The sequence below is a fragment of the Aliiroseovarius marinus genome, from assembly GCF_004360145.1.
GTDB classification, from domain to species: Bacteria; Pseudomonadota; Alphaproteobacteria; order Rhodobacterales; family Rhodobacteraceae; genus Aliiroseovarius; species Aliiroseovarius marinus.
The window spans coordinates 363,190-383,623 of record NZ_ML178712.1 but is presented as its reverse complement, the minus strand read 5'-3'; the positions used below and the strand labels follow the sequence as shown (position 1 = coordinate 383,623).

Genomic DNA, 20,434 nt, shown 5'->3' with positions numbered 1-20,434 from the left:
GAAAATTATGAATGAAGATGGAACGGCGACCGTGGAAACGGTTTTGTGGTTGCCGGCGCTGTTCATGATTTTCGTCCTGATCATCAATGCGTCCTTCGTGTTCTACAAGCAGTCGATCATGATGCGCGTGGTGCAAGATGCGAACCGCGCTTTGTCGGTTGGGCGCATCGGAGGTGGGCTCGAAAAAGCGGCGGCTGAGGCCGCAACGCAGACCTATATCAAAGACCGGATCTCGGGCTTTTCGAGCAATGGGACGGTAAAGACCACCATCAATTCGTCGACCGGGGTGATCACCACAACGGCGTCAATTCCGGTGTCGGATCTGATCTTCAATGGAAAGTTCAACATTCTTACCGGCTTCTCGGTCTCTGCCCAGTCGCAACATTTTGTAGAGTATTAAGGTGACCGCCATGACCCATACCTTATCTGCCTTCCGCCGTATCCGGCACTTCAGAAAAGATGAAAACGGAGCCATCACGATCTTCGGCTTGTTCCTTTTCGCAGCGATCGTTGTGGTCGGAGGTCTGGCGATCGACATGCACAACCTGATGACGGCGCGCACGCAGCTGCAAATCTCGGCTGACATGACGGCGCATGCCGCGCTGTATCGCCGTGATTATGAAACCGATCCCGCCAAGGCGAAAACACAAGCGCTGGCGCTGGTTCAAGCAAGCATGCCGAAAGCGACCTACGGCAATGTCATTGAAGCCAAAGACATCACTTTCGGTAAATGGGACCCCGTGTCCGAGAAGTTCACCCCCAGCGCCAATTCTAGATCGGCTGTCCATGTCTATTCGACGCGTCTGAATTCGAAGTCGAACCCGGTGTCGACCTTTGTTCTGCGCGTATTGGGCTATGTGAACTATGACATGACCGTCCAGTCGGTGTTCACCACCTTCCGCCCCCCACTTGTTTCCGCGAAGGCTTCGTTTCTGACGAGCGTATCGATGTGCAGTCGAACAACGCCTATAAGAACGGCTTCTGCATCCACTCGAACGATTATGTGTCTGTGAACAGCAACAACTCGTTCGAGACCGGCACCGTCGTGTCCATGCCGGACATGGAAGATATCGATTTGCCACGGTCGGGGTGGGAAAGCAACGAGGGTCTGCAAGCGGCTCTGCGTGAAGGCTATTACCGCCTGCGCATCATCAACAAGCTGCCCTTCATGATTCAGGGGCTGAAGGACCGCGATCCCGAATACCTGCCGGATTACATTGATCCGTTGGATGCCGTGAAATACATCACCCTCAAGAACAACGACAAACTTATGATGTCGGATCTGACCAAGGATCGCGTTCATGTTGTTGGCTGTGGTAAGAACGGCGTCCTGACGATTGACGAGCCGACGGCCATCGACAGCGTTGTGATCGTAACCAGCTGTACGATTAAGTTCGGTCAAGCGCTGAAGATCACCAATTCGGTCATTGCAACCACCCATACCGACGTCAAATCCATCACCTCGCCCTCAAGCATCACGCTTGGGAAGAATGACAATTGTGCTGATGGCGGAGGGTCTGTTCTGCTGACATTGGGCGGCATCTCGTTGACGTCGAAGATCAACATTTATGGCAGCCAGATGATTGCGGCCGGCAATATTGATTTCACGGCGAATGCGGACGGTATCCAAGGTGCGTCCCTGATCGCTGGGGGAACAATTGATGGGACCTCGAACGGGCTTATGGCCTTCTGCGGCACCGGGATGACCAACATCTACGAAGCCGAATACTTCCGTATGGCTTACTAAGACTATGCATTAAAGAAACCGGCCGGGCGCGCGTCGTCTGGCCGGTTTTTTTATGCGTTGCGCTCTCTCAGAACCTTCTCAAGCTTCACGCCGGAATGCGGCGTGCGTTCCTGCAAAAGCTGGCGCACCTCGTGCTTCATGTTCTCGGGCCGCTGCAGGTTCACCGTGTTGAACAGCGAGGTTTCCCACAGCGCGTCTGGGAGGTTGTTGGTCAAGTATCCCTCGTCCCGGGGTAGCGCCCACATGGTCACGCCTGCCTTGGTCTGAAGCCGCGAGAACCGCAGATCGACAAACCCGGCGCAGGGGTGAACCTCGGTCAATGTCGGGCAGTTCTTGCCCAGAAAACACGCGGTCCCGGTGCCCAGAAGGTCAACCTTGAAGATCTGAGGGCACTTCTTTCCGAACGCAAAATTGCGCCAGCCAAGGCGGTCTTCCTGTTTCTTGAAAACAAAGGCATGTGCCTGATAGCCGATTGTGTTCGTCGCAAGATCCAGCCGGTCGGTGAAGGCCAGCGTCCGCGCGACATAGTCGTCGGCATAGATGATGTCGTCATCAACGGTGAAGACGATGTCATCCGCCGCCACCGGAAAGGCGAATTTACCCGCGTCTTTCAGGTCCGCGTCGGGGATCAAGTATTCAAGGTTCGGGATCGCGTCCAAGCCGGGTGGAGGTGCGGTGTATTCGTTCAGGCAGACAAAGACCTTGTCCACCTGCGGCGCGATGCTTTTCACGGCGTCCAGCAGCAGGTGTTGTCGTTTCGGAAAGGTGGCCAGATGCGCCCGGATCACGCCTCGTCGTCCTGCACATGGTTGTCTGGGGCAGGGCCGCGATAAGCGGCGGTCAGCGCGTCGGGCACCTCGGAGCCGTCTTTCAGAAAGGGCAGGATGCCACGGCGCATCGACCGGCCGCGTCCTGCCTCGATCTGGGCGTCAGACTTGGTGACGCGCTGGCTCATCCGGCGGCCCCATTGGCCCAGCATCTCGTACAGCCGCGCGATCTGGTCCTGGTGCGCGTTCCCACGCGCCAGATCGTTCAGCTCGTCCGGGTCGGTCTCCAGATCAAACAGCATCGGGCGCAAGCCGCCTTCGGCATGCATCAGTTTGTAGCGCCCGTCAAAGACCATAAACAGCCGCGCGTCACGGGGGCTGACGCCCAGCTTTTCGCAGGCGGGCGTGGACGAATAGTCGTATTCGCTGATCGCGAAGTCGCGCCACACCGGCGTCTCGCCCCGCAACCACGGCATCAGGCTGCGACCTTCAAGGATGTGATCGGCCACGTCTCCGCCCGCCACTTCGACAAAGGTGGGGGCAAGGTCGATCGCCTCGACCAGCGCGTCGCAGGTTGTGCCGCGCGTCGTGTCCGCCGATGGGCGCGGGTTCGCGATGATCAGCGGCACTTTCACGGACGGCTCGTGGAACAGATCCTTCTCGCCCAGCCAGTGATCGCCCAGATAATCCCCATGGTCCGAGGTCAGGACGATCATCGTGTCATCCGCCTGCCCGGTGGCGTCCAAGTGATCCAAGATGCGGCCCAGATGATCGTCGCACTGCTTGATCAGACCCATATAGGCGGGAATCACCTTGCGGCGGACCTCGTCCTGTTGGAAGGCGGCGGCGATCTTGTTGTGCATGAAGGCGTCGAACACGGGCTGCGCGTTCTGGCGTTCACCGTCCGAGCGCACGGCCGGGGGCACATCCTCGGGCCCGAACATGTCGTGATAGGGCGCGGGCACGATATAGGGCCAGTGCGGTTTGATATAGCTGACATGCGCGCACCACGGCCCCTTGGCCTGATCCATGAAGCGCAGGGTTTCACTGGTCAGCCACGCGGTTTCGCTGTCTTCCTCGCGGATGTTGGCGGGTTTGTCGGCGTTGTCGAACATCCAGCCGCTGGCGATCTCGCCATCCTCGACACCCGCATTGGCGTTCACAGACCACGGGTTTTCGGCCTCGTAACCTTTTGATTTCAGATAGGCATTATAGGGCGAGTGCTTTTCGTCATAGAACCCGTCCGGGCCTTCGGCCCACAGCCCGTCGTCACGCACCCAAACGTCGAAGCCGCATTCGGCCTGCCGCGCACCGATGACGCTGTCGGGCGCGATGCCAAGGCGTTTCATCCCCTCGGCATCGACCTTCATATGCGTCTTGCCCAAAAGCCAGCAGTCCATCCCAGCCTCGCGTAAGTGATCGCCCATCGTGTGCTCGCCCACGCGCAACGGAAAGCCGTTCCACTGCGCCCCGTGCGAGGATGCATAGCGCCCGGTATAGGTGCTCATCCGGCTGGCGCCACAGATCGGCGACTGCACATAGCAGTTGGTGAACCGCACCCCACGCGCCGCCACGCGGTCGAAATTGGGGGTCTTCAACGTCGGGTGACCGGCGCAGCTGAGGTAGTCAAACCGCAGCTGGTCATACATGATGAAAAGAATGTTCACGGCTGCCCCTCCATCGGCGTTTTTCGCACGGTAGGGCAGGGGGCGCCGATCAGCAATGGGTGATCAGATTTGGCGGCCTTGTAGCAGACGCGGCAGGTCTCCGGTCAGGCCAGCGGCCTCGCGGATGAAGTTGCGGCGTAGACCGGGCATGGCGTTCACCGCGCCCAGCCCGATATCGCGGGCCACGCGCAGGATCGGATTGTCGTTCGAGAACAGGCGGTTGGTCGCCTCGGTCATCATCACCATCTGTGACACGTCCCAGCGGCGCCACTGTTGATAGCGCTCCAGTACATCCAGACGGCCAATGTCTTCACCGCGACGGCGGGCGAGTGTCAGAACCTCGGCCAGCGCGGCCACGTCTTTCAGACCCGCATTCAACCCTTGCCCCGCAATCGGGTGCATCCCGTGGGCCGCATCGCCAACCAAGGCCAGACGATCCGCGATAAAGCTGTTCGCGACCGTCAGGTTCAGCGGATAGGTGAAGCGCTTACCGGCCAGGCTGATTTCGCCCAGGAAAGACCCGAAACGCGGGCGGAGTTCTTCCAGATACCCTTCGTCGTCCAGCGCGTGAATGCGCGCGGCCTCGTCATGGGTTTCAGTCCATACGATCGAACATTGGTTGCCCGGAAGCGGCAGGATCGCCAGCGGCCCCGCGGGCATGAAGAACTGATGCGCCACGCCGTTATGCGGCAGCTCGTGATCAATCGCGCAGACCAGCGAAGTCTGCCCGTAATCATGCCCATGCCGTTTGATGCCCGCGCGTTCACCCGTGCCAGTCCTACGCCCGTCACAGCCAACGACCATCTTCCCGGTCAGACGCTTGCCGGATGCCAGCTCCAGCGTGACCGAAGCAGGTTCGATCACCTGATCCACCACCGTGTCCTGATCAATCAGCGTGACATTCGGGTGCGCCTCGACCGCGTCAAAAAAGGCGCGGGACAGGAAGCGGTCCTCGACCATATAGCCCATCGGGCCTTCGTCAATTTCGGCGTGGTCGAACTCCAACACAAACGGGCCGGGGCCTTCGCCGGGACGACCGTCAGAAATGCGGATGTCCAGAAGCGGCTGGGCGTGTTCGGCCACCTTGGGCCAGACGCCAAGCGCGACGAGCAACCGTTGCGACGCCAAAGCAAGCGCATAACCGCGCCCGTCAAAGTCATCGCCCCCGCGTGCGCCCTTCGGCAGCGCATCAATCATGGTCACTTTGAACCCGGTGTCCCCAAGGGCCAGCGCAAGGGCCGGGCCGTTCAGGCCTCCGCCCACGATCAGGATATCGGCATCATGTGTCATACCCTCTTTCTGCCCCCGCTGTTTGGGATTGTCCATGCGTCGTCCTGTCGTTACCGTCCATCGGACAGGGAAAAACGGAGGCTGGGATGAGCGACGCGTGGCTGACCATGAGCATGGGTGATCTGGGTCGGGGGATTGCGGCGGGGCAGATTGACCCGGTGGACCTGACGCGCACCTATCTGGACGCGATCAAAGCCCATCCGTTTGGCGACCGCATTTATGCCCGCCTGACAGAAGACCGCGCCATTTCCGAGGCGCGCGACGCGTCCGAACGTGCGCGAGTTGGGCAACGTTTGGGTCATTTGGATGGTGTTCCGATCAGCTGGAAGGACCTGTTTGATACGGCAGGTGTCGCGACCGAAGCCGGATCGGCCCTTCTGAAAGACCGCGTACCCAGCGCTGACGCCGAGGTGCTGCGCAACGCGACCGCCGCCGGGATGATCTGCCTTGGCAAAACGCATATGAGCGAGCTTGCGTTCTCGGGCCTTGGCTTGAACCCCATCACCGCGACCAGCCCCTGTGTGAACGACCACGACGCAGTGTCAGGTGGCAGCTCGTCTGGGGCGGCGACTTCAGTGGCCTTCGGATTGGCGCCGTGTGGGATCGGCTCGGACACGGGCGGGTCGGTGCGAATCCCGTCCGCGTGGAACGATTTGGTGGGGTTGAAGACGACCTCGGGCCGGGTGTCGCTGAAAGGCGTGGTGCCGTTGGTGGCCAGCTTTGACACGGTCGGCCCCCTGTGCCGCACGGTCGAGGATGCCGCCCTGATGCTGGCCACGCTGGAAGGCGGCACACCCGCCGATCTGCGCGGCGCGTCCCTGAACGGCACTCGCCTTCTGGTGTTGGAAAACGGGTTCGAGGGCTGCCGTGACGAACCGCTGGCTGGATTCGACAGCGCGCTGGGCCGCATCATGGACGGCGGCGCGACGGTCAAACGTCTGCACCTGCCCATCGTGGACGAGGCGCTGGCCATGTCTGGCGTTCTGTTCACCACCGAAGCCTACGCCACATGGCGGACGGAAATCGACGCTCAGCCTGAGTTGATGTTCGGCGAAATCCGTGAACGGTTCATGGCGGGCGCGTCCTTCTCGGGTGCGGATTTTGTGGCGGCGTGGCAGCGGCTTGATCAGATCCGCGCCGAGTTCCTGTCCGAAATCGCCGGCTATGACGCGGTGGTCCTGCCAACCTCGGCCATCATGCCGCCCAATGTGGATCGCCTGATGTCGGACCATGACTACTACGTCGAAGAAAACCTCTGGGCGCTGCGCAATACGCGGATCGGGAACTTGCTGGGCCTCTGCGGGCTAAGCCTGCCGACGGGTTTGCCCTCGACCGGGATCATGCTGCTGGGCGCGCCGATGGGCGAAGAGCGCCTATTGCGCCTTGGGGCCGCCTGCGAGGCCGTGTTGTCCTAAAAGCCACAACCGGCCCGCCCAAGCGTCGATTTTTACGGCGAAATTCTGGACCCGCCGGGATTTGCAGGCTATCGTCATCGGTAACGGGGCGACATGATCCCGAAAACTGAGGCAGTATAAAGACGTTTCAAATGACGTTTCCCGAGCGGTATTCCGGCTTGCCCGAGTATGCATTCCCGCGTTTGCGGACCCTTCTCGACGCTCATGCGCCGGGCGGAGAGGTCATGCATATGACCATTGGCGAACCAAAGCACCCTTTCCCAAGCTGGGTTCCTGAAATTCTGGCCCAAGCTGTTGATGGATTTGGGAAATATCCGCCGAATGACGGCGCACCCGAACTGCTGGATGCGATCTCTGGCTGGTTGGATCGACGCTATGGCGTGGATGTGCCGACCGATCAGATCATGGCCCTGAACGGCACCCGTGAAGGCTTGTTCAACGCGTTGATCGCGCTCTGCCCTGAACAGACGGCGCGTGGCGAAAAGCCCGTCGTTCTGATCCCGAACCCGTTTTATCAGGTCTACGCCGTTGCGGCTGTGACCGTCGGCGCGGAACCCGTGTTCCTGCCCGCAACCCCAGACAACAACTTCCTGCCGGACTATTCGAAGCTGCCGCCCGAGATCCTGAACCGGACCGAGGTCGCCTTCATCTGTTCGCCCACCAACCCGCAGGGTGCCGTGGCGGATCGCGATTACTGGGCAAACCTGATCGCGCTGGCCGAGAAGTATGATTTCAAGATTTTCGCGGACGAGTGTTACTCCGAAATCTATCGCGACACCCCGCCCCCCGGCGCGCTTGAGGTTGCCCGCGAAGGCGGTGCTGACCCGGAACGCGTGACGATCTTCCACTCGCTGTCGAAGCGGTCGAACCTGCCCGGCCTGCGTTCGGGTTTTGTGGCTGGTGGGCCGGAAAGCATTAAACGGGTGCGCCAGCTGCGCGCCTATGCCGGTGCGCCCTTGCCCTTGCCGCTTCAGCGCGTGGCCGAACGGGCGTGGACCGACGAAGAACATGTGGTCGAAAACCGCCGGCTGTACCAAGAGAAGTACGCAATTGCGGATGAGATTTTTGCAGGCGTTCCGGGCTACAGGCCCCCGGAAGCTGGCTTTTTCCTGTGGCTGCCCGTCGAAGATGGCGAAGAGGCCGCAATGAAAATGTGGACCGAGACCGGCGTGCGGGTTCTGCCCGGCGCGTATCTGTCGCGGGATGTGAATGAAGAAAACCCCGGCAAGGGGTTCATCCGGGTCGCCATGGTGGCCCCAAAAGAAGACATGACGCGTGGTCTGATCCAGATCCGCGACGGTCTGTATAAGTAAGGACGAGGTGGTATGGCGTATCAGGCGAAACAACGAGATCCGATCTTTGACAGCACCACGCAAGCGGTGTTGGAACGACGCGGGAAAGAGCTTTTGGGCATCGGACTTATCGCCCTTGGCATCGTGATTGCGCTGATCCTTGGAAGCTATTCGCCCGAAGATCCGGGCTGGATGTCGGCCACCGATACGCCTGCGCAAAACGCACTGGGCCGGTTTGGTGCCTTCATCGCGTCGCCCCTGTCTGTCATCGCAGGCCTTGGGTCGTGGGCCTTGCCGCTGATCCTTGTGGTCTGGGGGCTGCGCATGACCTTCCATTTCGGGGAAGAGCGCGCCATGGGGCGTCTGATCTTTGCCCCGATCGCCGTGGCGCTGTGCTCGGTCTATGCATCGACTTTGGTGCCGGGCGCCGGTTGGACCCATTCCTTTGGTTTGGGCGGTCTGTTCGGTGACACCGTACTGGGCGCGATGTTGTCGGCCCTGCCGGTCAGCGCGGGCACTGGGCTGAAAGCCATGTCGGTGATCGCCGCAATCGCGGCCATCGCCATGACCATGTTTGTCCTCGGTCTGGACCGGGCTGAACTGAAACGCATCGGCCATTTCCTGGTCGTTGGCGTCATCATGACCTATGCCGGGCTTGCGTCTCTGTTGGGCAAGGGTGCGAAAGGTGCCGCCAGCGGAGCTGCCGCCACCGCCCGCCACATGCAGGATCGCTACGCCGCCCGCAAAGAACAACAGCAGCTGCAGGACGAGTATCAAGAGCTGTACGAGGAAGAGTTCCCGTCCCCGCCGCCCCTGCGCACCGCACGCGTTATGCGTCCGGAACCGCCCCTGCATGCCGAACCCGAAGCCGTCGTACACGAAGAACCCGCCCCGGCCCCGCAGAAACAAGGCCTGCTGGCATCCCTGATGCGCCGCAACGTGGAGCCCGAGCCTGAATTGGTTGAACCCGCTGTTTTCGAAGGGGAAATCCCGGAAGAACTGGGTGGCGAAGATCGCATCCGGGCGAAGATCGCCTCGGCGCTGAAGAACCGTTCGCGCCAGATGCCGATTGCCAATCCGATGCGCGCCGAGCCGCCGCTAGAGCGCGCCGTGTCGCGTCACCGCCGCAGCCCGGACCCGATGATTCTGGACACATCGATGCCCGCCGAGCCCGACATGGCGGTGCCGGTGGAAGATCCCTATGCCGCGCCGATGGTCGAAGCACCGATGGCCGAACTGGCTGAAGACGATGACATGATCGTTGAAGATCTGATGGCTCCTTCGGCAGAACCCGAGGCACGTGTCTACATGCCCCAGCACTCGGGCTTTACCCAACCTGCCAAGAAGGTGGTGCAGCACCCGCCGAAAAAACCGGCCCAGCCGTCGACCCGTGCCAAGGCCGAAGCGCAGCCTGCGCTGAAGTTTGACGACGCCCATTCGGACTATGAGCTTCCGCCGTTGAACCTGCTGGCGAACCCCGCCTCGATCGAGCGTCACGTTCTGTCGGACGAGGCGCTGGAAGAAAATGCGCGGATGCTGGAAACCGTGCTGGATGACTATGGTGTGAAGGGCGAAATCGTCTCGGTCCGCCCCGGCCCCGTCGTCACCATGTACGAACTGGAACCCGCGCCCGGCCTGAAAGCCAGCCGCGTGATCGGTCTGGCGGATGACATCGCACGCTCGATGTCGGCCCTGTCGGCGCGTGTGTCGACCGTGCCCGGCCGCTCGGTCATCGGGATCGAACTGCCCAACGAACGCCGCGAGATGGTGTCCTTCCGCGAGATCCTTTCGACCCGCGATTTCGGCGACGGCAACCACCGTCTTCCGCTGGCGCTGGGCAAGGATATCGGCGGTGAACCCGTCGTGGCGAACCTTGCCAAGATGCCTCACCTGCTGATCGCAGGGACCACCGGATCGGGTAAATCCGTGGCGATCAACACGATGATCATGTCGCTGCTTTACAAGCTGACGCCGGAAGAATGCCGGATGATCATGATCGACCCGAAGATGCTGGAACTGTCTGTCTATGACGGCATCCCGCACCTGTTGTCGCCCGTTGTGACCGACCCGAAGAAGGCGGTCGTCGCCCTGAAATGGGTCGTGGGCGAGATGGAAGAGCGCTATCGCAAGATGTCCAAAATGGGCGTGCGCAACATCGAGGGCTATAACAGCCGCGTCGCCGACACGCTGGCCAAAGGCGAGATGTTCGAACGTACCGTTCAGACGGGCTTTGACGACGACACCGGCGAACCGATCTTCGAGACCGAGGAATTCGCCCCCGAAAAACTGCCCTTCATCGTCGTTGTGGTCGACGAGATGGCCGACCTGATGATGGTCGCGGGCAAGGAAATCGAGGCCTGCATCCAGCGCCTTGCCCAGATGGCGCGTGCCTCTGGCATTCACATCATCATGGCCACGCAGCGCCCGTCGGTTGACGTGATCACCGGCACGATCAAAGCGAACTTCCCAACCCGGATTTCGTTCCAGGTGACCTCGAAAGTCGATAGCCGCACCATTCTGGGTGAACAAGGCGCCGAGCAGCTTCTGGGCATGGGCGACATGCTGTACATGGCAGGCGGCTCCAAAATCACACGCGTGCACGGCCCGTTCGTGTCGGACGAGGAAGTCGAAGAAATCGTCAGCTATCTGAAAAGCTTCGGCCCGCCCGAATATGTGGGCGGCGTGTCGGATGGCCCGTCGGAAGACAAGGCCGACAACATCGATGCGGTTCTTGGTCTGTCGACCGGTGGCAACACCAACGGCGAAGATGCGCTTTACGATCAGGCCGTGGCGATTGTGATCAAGGATCGCAAATGCTCGACATCCTACATCCAGCGCAAGCTTGGCATCGGCTATAACAAGGCCGCGCGTCTGGTCGAACAGATGGAAGACGAAGGCCTTGTGTCCGCGTCCAACCACGTCGGCAAACGCGAAATCCTGATTCCAGAACAGCAGTAACGCCCCACCGGACAACGATCCGGACAGCGCCGTCCCTTCGGGGGCGGCGCGACTTTCAACGACAACAAACGACAACACAACTGAGGCAAACCCATGATTCAACGTCGTCACACTACCGACCGAATGAGCCAAAGCGTCACCCATAAGGGTGTCGTCTATCTGGCCGGTCAGGTCGGTACCCCCGGCAACAGCGTCGCCGAGCAGACCCGCGAATGTCTGGAACAGGTCGAGAAGCTGCTGGAAGAAGCCGGTTCGTCGACCAAGCACATGCTGCAGGCGATCATTTGGATGGCCGACATGAAAGACTTTGCCGAGATGAATAAAGTTTGGGATGCATGGGTGCCGAAGGGCCATGCGCCTGCCCGGGCCACCGGCTCGGCCGATCTGGCCACGCCGGATCACAAGGTCGAAGTGATCGTGACCGCCGCGGTTATCGAGTAACCGTCCGCCTTGAAAGGCGCGTTATCGCCTATCATCTACTGTTCGGGCTTAAACTTCCCATATCAAACGGGATAGAGTACGCCCGAGCAGTAAAGGTAGATGTATGACCCCCTTGCGTATGACTTTCGCCGCATTGGCCCTGATGGCCACGGCGCTTCCGGCTCAGGCCGAAAAGATCAGCCTGAACGCGATTTCCAACTATTTGAACGGTCTGAACACCGCCAAATCGCAGTTCACGCAGATCAATGATGACGGCACGATCTCGACCGGGACGATCTATCTGAAACGTCCGGGGCGCGCGCGGTTTGAATATAACCCGCCGATGGATGCGCTGGTCGTGGCGGGCGGGTCTCAGGTTGCGATCTTTGATGGGAAATCCAACGCAGGCCCGCAGCAATACCCGCTGAAACGCACGCCGCTGAACCTGATTTTGGCGCGCAATGTGAATCTGGGTCAGGCCAATATGGTTGTGGGGCACAGCTATGACGGGACGGCGACAACGGTCGTCGCACAGGACCCCGAGAACCCCGACGTCGGGACGATCGAGCTGAAGTTCACCGCCAATCCGACAGAGCTGCGTCAGTGGATCATCACTGACAACGCGGGCTCGCAGACGACGGTTCTGTTGGGTGAGCTTGAGAAGGGTATCGATCTTGGCGCGTCGCTGTTTTCGATCACAGCCGCGATCAATAAGCGGACGCGCAATTAAGTGACATCTTGGAAAATCTGACCCGGGTTTGCCGGGTCAGACCCTGTCTTAGCGGCAGTTTGCCAGCTGGATTTGATACATGATCGAGCGGCTTGCGACCTCGTCCGCCACACGGACCAGCCAGGATTTCGACTTGTAACTGCCGCGCAAATATCCGGTCCGACCCTCGTGATAGGCCAGATACTGGTTGCGCGCGTCATGCAGCGGGATGCCGGTGACCTCGGTCGTTTTGTTCATGTACCAGCCCATGAAGTCCGTCGCGTCTTGGATCTTGGTGCGTTTTGCGCTGCGGCCGCCTTCGGCCCGCTGGTATTCCTTCCACGTGCCGTCCAGCGCCTGCGCATAGCCATAGGCCGAGCTTTGGCGCCCCATGGGCAACACGCCCAGCACGTATTTCACCGGGGTGCGCGCATCATGCACGAATTTCGATTCCTGATAGATGATCGCCATCTGGACGTGAACGGGGACATTCCATTTCCGTTCTGTCTTCTTCATGGCACGCAAGATTTTGGGCTGCTGCCGAACGATGCTACATGCATTGTCCAGATTGCGCGGGGCCTTGGAGCCCCCGCCACATGACGCCACGAACGCCACGACCATGGTCGCGAGAATGAGTTTTTTCATCTGCCTACTGCTCGTTTGTTTTTTCGCTATTCTAGCGGATTTTAGGGCCCGTGGGAATCACCTGATCCGCCTTTTTCGCACCCGCGGCACATCTTTGCCGGTCGGCTGAAAACCGCGTCTTCCGGGGGTGTGATGCCCAAACTGTTTCCAAAAAATCCGGTCCAGTTGCATGGACAATCCAAGGTGTTCGGCGTTAGTGATGGGACAAGGTTGGATCAATGTTGAAGACACACGCGAAATATCATCTAGGCCAAGTTGTGCGCCACCGGAAGCATCCCTTCCGGGGGGTGGTTTTTGACGTGGATGCGATTTTTTCCAACACCGAGGAATGGTACGACGCCATTCCCGAAGACAGCCGTCCGTCCAAAGATCAGCCGTTCTATCACCTGCTGGCCGAGAATGACCAAAGCTATTACGTGGCCTATGTGTCCGAGCAGAACCTGGTCGAAGACCACTCGGGCGAGCCGGTCGAACACCCTGATCTGCATGATCTTTTCGGCGATTTCGAAGACGGCCAGTACCCGCTTCAGGTACAGCTGAACTAACCGGATTTCCGCGATCTACAACGCAGTTGGCCGCTGGGCCAACGCGCTTGTTTGATCGCTTCTTACCTCTCAGAATGGGTGCGCATGGCCCCAAGTTCAGGCCTGATCCTCTGCAGGTTTTGGGATCTGGAAGGACAGAATATTTCGCCCATCGCGCCGTTCATATTGAAGGCCATCGGTCAGCTCTTGCACCAAAAGCCAGCCGAATCCCCCCTCGGGCAGATCGCCCGTTTCGCAGGTCAGATCATAATTGACCTGCTTGTTGGGCAGATCTGCGGGCAGGGGCAGCCCTTCGTCCTGTACCAGAACGCGTAGCCCAGTGTCTGATGGATCGACCGACAACTGAATGTGGCCCGACGGGTCTTCCTGATAGGCGTGCTCGACAATGTTGTTCAGAACCTCGGCCAGAACAATTTCGACCACCGATTTTTCATCGTCCGACAGGGTCAGGGAAAGCACCTTCCCCAAGGCCTGTCGCACAGAAAAGTTGTCGCTTGGAAAGTCCAGCTTCAGGCATTGATCCGAATGTGGCGTCGCCGCGTTCTGCAAGTCTGTGCACTCCTATAGCGCGGGTGTGTCAGCTTGCGTTGGCAAGACCGCCATCAAGGGCCGCATCCACATTGTCATGGATGGTAAAGACCGAGTCCATACGTGTCAGTGCAAAGACTTTGCCGACGGTGTTGGACAGGGCGGCCAGTTCAAAGCTGCGCCCGTCGGGCACTTGCTTCATAGCGGCGACAATCGCGCCAAGGCCGCTTGAATCGATGAAGTCGACTTTCGTCATGTCCACGACAACACGCTGCGGGCCATCCGACGTCATGTCGCGCATTTGATCCTTGAACTTGATGGCGATGGCGGCGTCGATTCGACTGTTGTCTACGGTGATCACTCGGGCCTCGGGCCCGTCTTGATAGGTCAGTTGCACGGGATCGCTCCTTCCTCGCGGTTAGTAGAACTACAGTCTAGACGGCGATCCTTACCATTCGGTAAGCGAGTACGGGAAAAGCACAGGTTGGAGGCTAAGATGAAAAACGTGGTTATCGCAGGGGCGGCGCGCACCCCCATGGGCGGATTTCAGGGCGCATTTTCGGGTGTGACAGCTTCCGAGCTGGGCGGCGCAGCGATCAAGGCCGCACTGGAAGATGCAGGCGCCGAGGCCAGCCAGATTGAAGAGCTTCTGATGGGCTGCGTTCTGCCCGCCGGTCAGGGTCAGGCTCCGGCGCGTCAGGCGGGCTTTGCTGCCGGTCTGGGCAAAGAGGTTCCCGCCACCACGCTGAACAAGATGTGTGGCTCGGGCATGAAGACCGCGATGATCGCGTATGATCAGGTCGCGCTGGGCGGCACCGACATTATGGTTGCTGGCGGCATGGAGAGCATGACCGAGGCCCCCTATATCCTGCCGAAAATGCGTGGCGGTGCGCGGATCGGCCACGGCGCGGTCGTGGACCACATGTTCCTGGACGGTCTGGAAGATGCCTATGACAAGGGCCGCCTGATGGGCACCTTTGCCGAGGATTGCGCCGAGAGCTTCCAGTTCACCCGCGAAGCGCAGGACGAGTACGCGCTGAAGTCGCTGTCGAACTCGCTGGAAGCACAGAAATCCGGCGCGTTTGAAGGTGAGATTGCCGCTGTCACCATCAAGACCCGCAAGGGCGATGTGGTCGTTGGCGAAGATGAACAGCCGGGCAACGCACGCCCCGACAAGATCCCGACCCTGAAGCCTGCCTTCCGCAAAGATGGCACCGTGACGCCGGCCAACAGCTCGTCCATTTCGGATGGCGCGGCAGCTCTGGTGGTTGCCTCGGAAGACGCGGCCAACGCGGCCGGCTTGAAGATCCGTGCGCGCATCATGGGTCATGCCAGCCACGCGCAGGAACCCAACCTGTTCACAACCGCCCCCGTGCCTGCCGCGCAAAAGCTGCTGGATCGCTTGGGCTGGACCAAAGATGACGTGGATCTGTGGGAAGTGAACGAGGCCTTCGCCGTCGTGCCCATGGCCTTCATGCATGAAATGGGCCTGTCGCGCGACATCGTGAATGTGAACGGCGGCGCCTGCGCGCTGGGTCACCCGATCGGCGCCTCGGGCACGCGCATTATGGTGACGCTCTTGAACGCGCTGGAGAAGCGTGGTCTGAAACGCGGTGTGGCCGCGATCTGCATCGGCGGTGGCGAAGGCACTGCCATCGCGATCGAACGCGTGTAAGGTCACTTGAGACCTGCACAGCAAGGGCGCGGGGTTTTCCGCGCCCTTTTCATTTGGAAGACATGATGAAGATCAACTACGCCGAAACCGCCCAGATCATTGCCTCGCTCACCGAAGGCGAGACGGACGAGGTCGCCCTGATGGCCACCGTCACCTGCGAGCTGCACCATGCCGATGATCGGTTCGACTGGACCGGTTTCTACCGCGTGACGGAACCCGAGATGCTGAAGATTGGGCCGTATCAGGGCGGGCATGGCTGTCTGCAAATCCCGTTCGCGCGCGGTGTGTGTGGCGCGGCGGCACGCACGGGCGAGGTGCAGTTGGTCGAGGATGTGGACGCCTTCCCCGGCCACATCGCCTGCGCGTCCTCGACCCGGTCTGAAATTGTTTTGCCGGTCTGGAACGCTGATGGCGCGTTGATTGCGGTGCTGGACATCGACAGCGATCAACCCGCCGCGTTCACGCAGGAAGACGCTGATGCGCTTGCGAAAATCCTGTCGGATACCTTCGCGGGCTGATCCCATCGCCCGCTGAATCTCTGTCAATTCAAGCCGTTTGGCGGCCTGAACACGACATTTTCTCGTCGTAATCAGACTTGCCACGAATCACTTTTGCGCCCCAGTATGAAAAAAATGGTGAAAATTTCACGATAACATTCATGCGGAGGTCACATGCTACACAGCGATCCACAGCACCTGCACCGGACCAGTCTGGGGGCTGACCTGCGGGCCTTACGCAAATCGCGTGGCATGACGATCGCTGATCTGGCCGACGCCTTGGGCCGTTCCATTGGGTGGCTTAGCCAAGTTGAGCGCGACAAGTCCGACCCCTCGATTTCTGATCTGCGCGCGATTGGCGAAGCGCTCGGCGTGCCCATGTCACTGCTGTTCGCGCATAAATCCTCGCCTGCGGGCGAGCAGGGACGGATCGTCCGGGCGGGCAATCGCCGCCCGATGGGCGCCAGCCATGAAGGCTTGCGGGAAGAACTTCTGTCCCCCGACCTGACCGATGATTTCGAGATGGTGCATTCCACCTTCGCGCCGCATTCCAAGATGCAAACCCCCGCCAGCCGCCCCACGCAAGAGGTCGGCTATATGGTGTCCGGAAAGCTGGACCTGACCATTGGCGGGCGCAGCTTCACCGTGCAGGCGGGCGACAGTTTCCGCATCAAGCACGAGGCCTATGACTGGGCGAATCCCTATGACGAACCGGCCGTTGCGATCTGGGTGATCGCGCCGCCGGTCTATTAAGGGGGCGACGATGATCAAGGGAAGCTGCCTGTGCGGCGCCATCACGTTTTCGACCGACGCGACGCCGGAAGGTGCCTCGATGTGCCATTGCAGCCAATGCCGCAAGCAATCGGGTGGCATCTGGTCCTCGGCCTTCGTGCCGGAGGCGGACCTAACCATCACAGGCGACGTGTCGTGGTACGCGGCCAGCGACTCGGCGAAACGTGGATCGTGCCCGACCTGCGGGTCCTTCCTGTTCTGGAAAGCCCATGACGAGGACATGATCAGCTTCGCACTGGGCGCGGTCGATGGCCCCACCGGGCTGTCGTTGGAAAAGCATATCTTCACGGCGGACAAAGGCGATTACTACCAGATCGCCGACGGCCTGCCGCAGAGGGATTAAGCTATGTTAGAGACGCTTTTCCTGATGGACCCGTGGGTCATTGCCACCTTTATCGGAGCCTCGATCCTGCTCTACCTAACACCCGGCGCGGACATGATGTTCGTGATCGCCAGCGGTATTGCAGGCGGACCGAAAGCGGGGCTGTCCGCCACCGCGGGCGTGATCTTGGGCGTGGCCTGTCAGGTCATTTTGGCCGCCGCCGGGCTGGCGCTGTTGATCGCGGCATCGCCCATCGCGCTTGATGTGATCCGCTATGCGGGCGCGGCCTATCTGGCGTGGCTTGCGTGGCATAGCTGGCGATCCTCGGGCGCCCCTGACACGCGCAAAGGTCGGGCTGATCTGTGGCGCGCCTTCCGCCGGGGCCTTGTCACCAACCTTCTGAACCCCAAAGTGATCCTGTTCATCCTCGCCTTCCTGCCGCAATTCGTGGACCCCGCGATTGGCCCGGAATGGCAGCAGATCCTGATCCTTGGCATCATCTTCGCTATTGGCGGCTTCATTGCCGACGGGCTGATCGGCATCTTCGCCGGTTTGGCCGCCGACAAGGTCCGCAAATCCACTCACACCATGAACAAACTGTCCGCCGTGATTTTCGGAGCACTCGCCGCACGGCTGGCATGGAATTGACCAACAGGAGACCCAAATGTCCGACTTCCCCACCAAAGCACGCGTCGTCATCATCGGCGGCGGTGTTGTCGGCGCCTCGACGCTGTATCATCTTGGCCTGAAAGGCTGGACTGACTGCGTTCTGCTTGAAAAGAACGAGCTGACGGCAGGGTCCACCTGGCACGCGGCGGGCAACGTGCCGACGTTCTCGACCAGCTGGGCGATCATGAACATGCAGCGCTATTCCACCGAGCTGTATTCGCGTCTGGGCGAAGAGGTCGACTATCCGATGAACTATCACCAGACCGGGTCGATCCGGCTGGCACACACAAAAGAACGGATGCAGGAGTTTGAACGCGCGTGCTCGATGGGCCGTTATCAGGGCATCGGGATGGAGATCTGGACGCCCGAACAGGCGAAGGAACGTTACCCTTTCCTTGAAACGCATGACCTGATGGGCGTGCTGTGGGATCCGTCGGATGGAGATATCGACCCGGCTCAGGTCACACAAGCGCTGGCCAAAGGCGCGCGCGATATGGGGCAGAAGATCCTGCGCTTCACCCCCGCGACCGGTGTCACCCAGAAAGAAGACAAGACATGGATCGTTCACACTGAAAAGGGCGACATCGAATGTGACTATGTAGTCAACGCCGCCGGGTACTACGCCCAGCGTGTCGGCGAGATGTTCAAGCCTTACGGCGGCCGCACCGTGCCGATGATGGTGATGGAGCACCAGTATCTGCTGACCGAACAGATCCCCGAAATCGAAGCGTGGTCCAAGGAACATGGCGGCAAGCTGCCCCTGATCCGCGACGTGGACGTGTCGTACTATCTGCGTCAGGAAAAGCACGGCTATAACCTTGGCCCGTACGAACCGAACTGTAAGGCGCACTGGCTGGGCGACGACAAAATGCCCGACGATTTCAGCTTCCAGCTGTGGCAGGAAGATCTGGACCGGATCGAGGATATCGTCGTCGACGCGATGGCCCGTGTACCGCTGATGGAAACTTCGGGCGTGTCCAGCGTGATCAACGGCCCGATCCCCTACGCCCCGGACGGTCTGCCCCTGATGGGTCCAATGCCGGGTGTCGAAAACGCGTTCGAGGCGTGTGTCTTCACCTTCGGCATCGCCCAAGGCGGCGGGGCCGGGAAGGTCATGGCGGAATGGATCGTCGATGGTGCGACCGAATGGGACATGTGGGCGGTCGATCCGCGCCGCTACACCGACTACACCGATCAGGACTATTGCGACCAGAAGGGGATGGAGGTCTACGGCAACGAGTACGCCATGCACTTCCCCCATCACGAATGGCCCGCCGCCCGCGACAAGAAACTGTCGCCGGTGCATGACCGCGTGATCGCTGCTGGTGGCCAGATGGGCGCCTATAACGGTTGGGAACGTGCCAACTGGTTTGCCCAAGACGGCGACGATACCTCGGAAGAGGCGACGCATACCTGGGGCCGCTCGGGCCCGTGGGAGCAACGCATTAAAGAAGAATGCGAAGCGGTGCGGGATGGCGTGGGCGTTCTGGACCTACCCGGCTTCTCGCGCTTCTTTGTCAAAGGCGAAGGTGCTGCTGAAACACTGCGCGGTCTGGTCACTGGTGGCCTACCCAAGATCGGGCGCATCAATCTGGTTTACATCGCAGACACCCGCGGTCGTATCCTGACCGAGATGTCGTGCATGCGTCTGGGCGAGGACGACTTCGTCATGATCACCGCCGCCTCGGCGCAGTGGCACGACCGCGACATCTTGATGCGTGCGATGCCGGCCACCGTCACGGTCGAAGACGTCACCACCACCCGCGACACGCTGATCGTGACCGGACCGAAGTCGCGCGATCTGCTGGCGGGTCTGTCGGATGCGGACCTGAGCCTTGGTTGGCTGACCCATCAGGCAGCCACTGTGGCAGGCAAACCCGCGCATCTGGTGCGCGTGTCCTTTGCTGGCGAACTGGGCTGGGAAGTCCACGCGCTGAACGATGACATGCCTGCGATCTATGACGCGATCGTCGCTGGTGGCGCCAAGCCGTTCGGCATGTACGCGCTGAACAGCCTGCGTCTGGAAAAAGGCTATCGCGCATGGAAGGGTGATCTGTCGACGGATTACTCGCTGCTGGAAGGTGGGCTTGGCCGTTTCGTCAAGCTGGACAAGCCGCAGGATTTCCCGGGCAAAGCCGCGATCCAGAACGAGATGCAGCAGGGCGTGAAGAAGTCCTTCGTCACTCTGACGGTCGACGCTGGCGACGCGGATGCGCCCTATATGTCCTGTATCTGGTCTGGCGATGAAATCGTCGGCGAAACCACCTCGGGTGGGTGGGGCCATCGCGTGAACAAGTCGATCGCGCTGGGCATGGTCCGCGTGGAATTGGCCACCCCCGGCACCGAGCTTGAGGTCGAAATCTACGGCGAGAAATTCAAAGCCGTGGTGCAGGAAGAGCAACCGCTGTGGGATCCGGCAAACGAGCGACTACGCGCCTGATCGCATGAAAAGACTGCCCCGCGCGCGCCAAGATGCGCGGGGCCACCAACAGGGAA

The 20,434-nt window shown here is 60.4% G+C and carries 21 protein-coding genes; 15 read left to right on the top strand and 6 right to left on the bottom strand.

From position 1 onward, the window contains the following. Positions 1–7: 7 nt before the first annotated feature. From EOL43_RS02030 to EOL43_RS02020, 3 genes are read left to right on the top strand one after another with little or no spacing between them, the layout of a single operon-like run. Positions 8–400 carry a TadE/TadG family type IV pilus assembly protein gene (locus tag EOL43_RS02030; RefSeq protein ID WP_166636182.1) on the top strand — a complete coding sequence of 131 codons (393 nt, stop codon included), beginning with the start codon at positions 8–10 and terminating at the stop codon, positions 398–400. A gap of 10 nt (positions 401–410) precedes the next feature. Continuing rightward, positions 411–1,013, top strand: a complete 603-nt coding sequence (locus EOL43_RS02025; protein ID WP_133485104.1) for a TadE/TadG family type IV pilus assembly protein — start codon at positions 411–413, stop codon at positions 1,011–1,013. Next, the gene (locus tag EOL43_RS02020; protein ID WP_166636181.1) at positions 950–1,747 is read left to right on the top strand and encodes a hypothetical protein; all 798 of its coding nucleotides are present in this window, start codon (positions 950–952) and stop codon (positions 1,745–1,747) included. The genes EOL43_RS02025 and EOL43_RS02020 overlap by 64 nt, the downstream gene beginning before the upstream one ends. A gap of 50 nt (positions 1,748–1,797) precedes the next feature. On the opposite strand, the gene EOL43_RS02015 is transcribed toward EOL43_RS02020, so the two are convergent. From EOL43_RS02015 to EOL43_RS02005, 3 genes are all read right to left on the bottom strand, one after another. Next, complete coding sequence (locus tag EOL43_RS02015; protein WP_133485102.1) at positions 1,798–2,535, bottom strand: hypothetical protein; 738 nt, start codon at positions 2,533–2,535, stop codon at positions 1,798–1,800. After that, complete coding sequence (locus EOL43_RS02010) at positions 2,532–4,181, bottom strand: sulfatase-like hydrolase/transferase (protein WP_133485101.1); 1,650 nt, start codon at positions 4,179–4,181, stop codon at positions 2,532–2,534. Before EOL43_RS02010 ends, EOL43_RS02015 begins: the two co-directional genes overlap by 4 nt. A 63-nt stretch (positions 4,182–4,244) precedes the next feature. After that, a complete protein-coding gene (locus EOL43_RS02005; RefSeq protein ID WP_133485100.1) occupies positions 4,245–5,471 on the bottom strand; it encodes an FAD-dependent monooxygenase in 1,227 nt (408 codons plus the stop codon). A gap of 86 nt (positions 5,472–5,557) precedes the next feature. Between EOL43_RS02005 and EOL43_RS02000 the strand changes: the two genes are divergently transcribed. From EOL43_RS02000 to EOL43_RS01980, 5 genes are all read left to right on the top strand, one after another. After that, positions 5,558–6,886 carry an amidase gene (locus EOL43_RS02000; RefSeq protein ID WP_133485099.1) on the top strand — a complete coding sequence of 443 codons (1,329 nt, stop codon included), beginning with the start codon at positions 5,558–5,560 and terminating at the stop codon, positions 6,884–6,886. Between the two features lie 131 nt (positions 6,887–7,017). Beyond that, entirely contained in the window at positions 7,018–8,199 is a 1,182-nt protein-coding gene (locus tag EOL43_RS01995) for an aminotransferase class I/II-fold pyridoxal phosphate-dependent enzyme (RefSeq protein ID WP_133485098.1), read from the top strand. 12 nt (positions 8,200–8,211) lie between these two features. Next, on the top strand, positions 8,212–11,136 hold the full coding sequence (locus EOL43_RS01990; protein WP_133485097.1) for a DNA translocase FtsK: 2,925 nt from the start codon (positions 8,212–8,214) through the stop codon (positions 11,134–11,136). Positions 11,137–11,229: 93 nt separating this feature from the next. After that, positions 11,230–11,577, top strand: a complete 348-nt coding sequence (locus tag EOL43_RS01985; protein ID WP_133485096.1) for a RidA family protein — start codon at positions 11,230–11,232, stop codon at positions 11,575–11,577. Between the two features lie 103 nt (positions 11,578–11,680). After that, positions 11,681–12,286 (top strand): LolA family protein, encoded by a 606-nt coding sequence (locus tag EOL43_RS01980; RefSeq protein ID WP_133485095.1) that lies wholly within the window; start codon positions 11,681–11,683, stop codon positions 12,284–12,286. A gap of 48 nt (positions 12,287–12,334) precedes the next feature. Here EOL43_RS01980 and EOL43_RS01975 read toward each other — a convergent pair whose 3' ends face one another. Then, positions 12,335–12,910 carry a transglycosylase SLT domain-containing protein gene (locus EOL43_RS01975; protein ID WP_133485094.1) on the bottom strand — a complete coding sequence of 192 codons (576 nt, stop codon included), beginning with the start codon at positions 12,908–12,910 and terminating at the stop codon, positions 12,335–12,337. Positions 12,911–13,128: 218 nt separating this feature from the next. Between EOL43_RS01975 and hspQ the strand changes: the two genes are divergently transcribed. Further along, positions 13,129–13,455 carry a heat shock protein HspQ gene (gene hspQ, locus EOL43_RS01970; protein WP_133485093.1) on the top strand — a complete coding sequence of 109 codons (327 nt, stop codon included), beginning with the start codon at positions 13,129–13,131 and terminating at the stop codon, positions 13,453–13,455. Positions 13,456–13,551: 96 nt separating this feature from the next. Here hspQ and EOL43_RS01965 read toward each other — a convergent pair whose 3' ends face one another. Further along, entirely contained in the window at positions 13,552–14,004 is a 453-nt protein-coding gene (locus EOL43_RS01965) for an ATP-binding protein (protein ID WP_133485092.1), read from the bottom strand. Between the two features lie 28 nt (positions 14,005–14,032). Beyond that, positions 14,033–14,380: an STAS domain-containing protein gene (locus EOL43_RS01960; RefSeq protein ID WP_133485091.1), complete on the bottom strand. Its 348-nt coding sequence runs from the start codon at positions 14,378–14,380 to the stop codon at positions 14,033–14,035. Between the two features lie 99 nt (positions 14,381–14,479). Between EOL43_RS01960 and EOL43_RS01955 the strand changes: the two genes are divergently transcribed. From EOL43_RS01955 to EOL43_RS01930, 6 genes are all read left to right on the top strand, one after another. Next, positions 14,480–15,658: a thiolase family protein gene (locus tag EOL43_RS01955; protein WP_133485090.1), complete on the top strand. Its 1,179-nt coding sequence runs from the start codon at positions 14,480–14,482 to the stop codon at positions 15,656–15,658. Positions 15,659–15,723: 65 nt separating this feature from the next. After that, on the top strand, positions 15,724–16,176 hold the full coding sequence (locus EOL43_RS01950; RefSeq protein WP_133485561.1) for a GAF domain-containing protein: 453 nt from the start codon (positions 15,724–15,726) through the stop codon (positions 16,174–16,176). A 153-nt stretch (positions 16,177–16,329) separates the two neighbouring features. Continuing rightward, the gene (locus tag EOL43_RS01945) at positions 16,330–16,908 is read left to right on the top strand and encodes a helix-turn-helix domain-containing protein (protein WP_133485089.1); all 579 of its coding nucleotides are present in this window, start codon (positions 16,330–16,332) and stop codon (positions 16,906–16,908) included. A gap of 10 nt (positions 16,909–16,918) precedes the next feature. Then, the gene (locus EOL43_RS01940) at positions 16,919–17,290 is read left to right on the top strand and encodes a GFA family protein (protein ID WP_133485088.1); all 372 of its coding nucleotides are present in this window, start codon (positions 16,919–16,921) and stop codon (positions 17,288–17,290) included. Positions 17,291–17,293: 3 nt separating this feature from the next. Further along, positions 17,294–17,917: a LysE family translocator gene (locus EOL43_RS01935; RefSeq protein ID WP_133485087.1), complete on the top strand. Its 624-nt coding sequence runs from the start codon at positions 17,294–17,296 to the stop codon at positions 17,915–17,917. A gap of 16 nt (positions 17,918–17,933) precedes the next feature. Then, positions 17,934–20,378 carry a GcvT family protein gene (locus EOL43_RS01930; RefSeq protein ID WP_133485086.1) on the top strand — a complete coding sequence of 815 codons (2,445 nt, stop codon included), beginning with the start codon at positions 17,934–17,936 and terminating at the stop codon, positions 20,376–20,378. Positions 20,379–20,434 lie beyond the last annotated feature (56 nt).

What these genes read in the sequence shown, in the direction of transcription:
- EOL43_RS02030 (WP_166636182.1), top strand. Translation starts at nt 8, where the DNA reads ATGAATGAAGATGGAACGGCGACCGTGGAAACGGTTTTGTGGTTGCCG.
- EOL43_RS02025 (WP_133485104.1), top strand. Translation starts at nt 411, where the DNA reads ATGACCCATACCTTATCTGCCTTCCGCCGTATCCGGCACTTCAGAAAA.
- EOL43_RS02005 (WP_133485100.1), bottom strand. Translation starts at nt 5,471, where the DNA reads ATGACACATGATGCCGATATCCTGATCGTGGGCGGAGGCCTGAACGGC.
- EOL43_RS02000 (WP_133485099.1), top strand. Translation starts at nt 5,558, where the DNA reads ATGAGCGACGCGTGGCTGACCATGAGCATGGGTGATCTGGGTCGGGGG.
- EOL43_RS01995 (WP_133485098.1), top strand. Translation starts at nt 7,018, where the DNA reads ATGACGTTTCCCGAGCGGTATTCCGGCTTGCCCGAGTATGCATTCCCG.
- EOL43_RS01990 (WP_133485097.1), top strand. Translation starts at nt 8,212, where the DNA reads ATGGCGTATCAGGCGAAACAACGAGATCCGATCTTTGACAGCACCACG.
- EOL43_RS01985 (WP_133485096.1), top strand. Translation starts at nt 11,230, where the DNA reads ATGATTCAACGTCGTCACACTACCGACCGAATGAGCCAAAGCGTCACC.
- EOL43_RS01980 (WP_133485095.1), top strand. Translation starts at nt 11,681, where the DNA reads ATGACCCCCTTGCGTATGACTTTCGCCGCATTGGCCCTGATGGCCACG.
- EOL43_RS01975 (WP_133485094.1), bottom strand. Translation starts at nt 12,910, where the DNA reads ATGAAAAAACTCATTCTCGCGACCATGGTCGTGGCGTTCGTGGCGTCA.
- hspQ (WP_133485093.1), top strand. Translation starts at nt 13,129, where the DNA reads ATGTTGAAGACACACGCGAAATATCATCTAGGCCAAGTTGTGCGCCAC.
- EOL43_RS01955 (WP_133485090.1), top strand. Translation starts at nt 14,480, where the DNA reads ATGAAAAACGTGGTTATCGCAGGGGCGGCGCGCACCCCCATGGGCGGA.
- EOL43_RS01950 (WP_133485561.1), top strand. Translation starts at nt 15,724, where the DNA reads ATGAAGATCAACTACGCCGAAACCGCCCAGATCATTGCCTCGCTCACC.
- EOL43_RS01945 (WP_133485089.1), top strand. Translation starts at nt 16,330, where the DNA reads ATGCTACACAGCGATCCACAGCACCTGCACCGGACCAGTCTGGGGGCT.
- EOL43_RS01940 (WP_133485088.1), top strand. Translation starts at nt 16,919, where the DNA reads ATGATCAAGGGAAGCTGCCTGTGCGGCGCCATCACGTTTTCGACCGAC.
- EOL43_RS01935 (WP_133485087.1), top strand. Translation starts at nt 17,294, where the DNA reads ATGTTAGAGACGCTTTTCCTGATGGACCCGTGGGTCATTGCCACCTTT.
- EOL43_RS01930 (WP_133485086.1), top strand. Translation starts at nt 17,934, where the DNA reads ATGTCCGACTTCCCCACCAAAGCACGCGTCGTCATCATCGGCGGCGGT.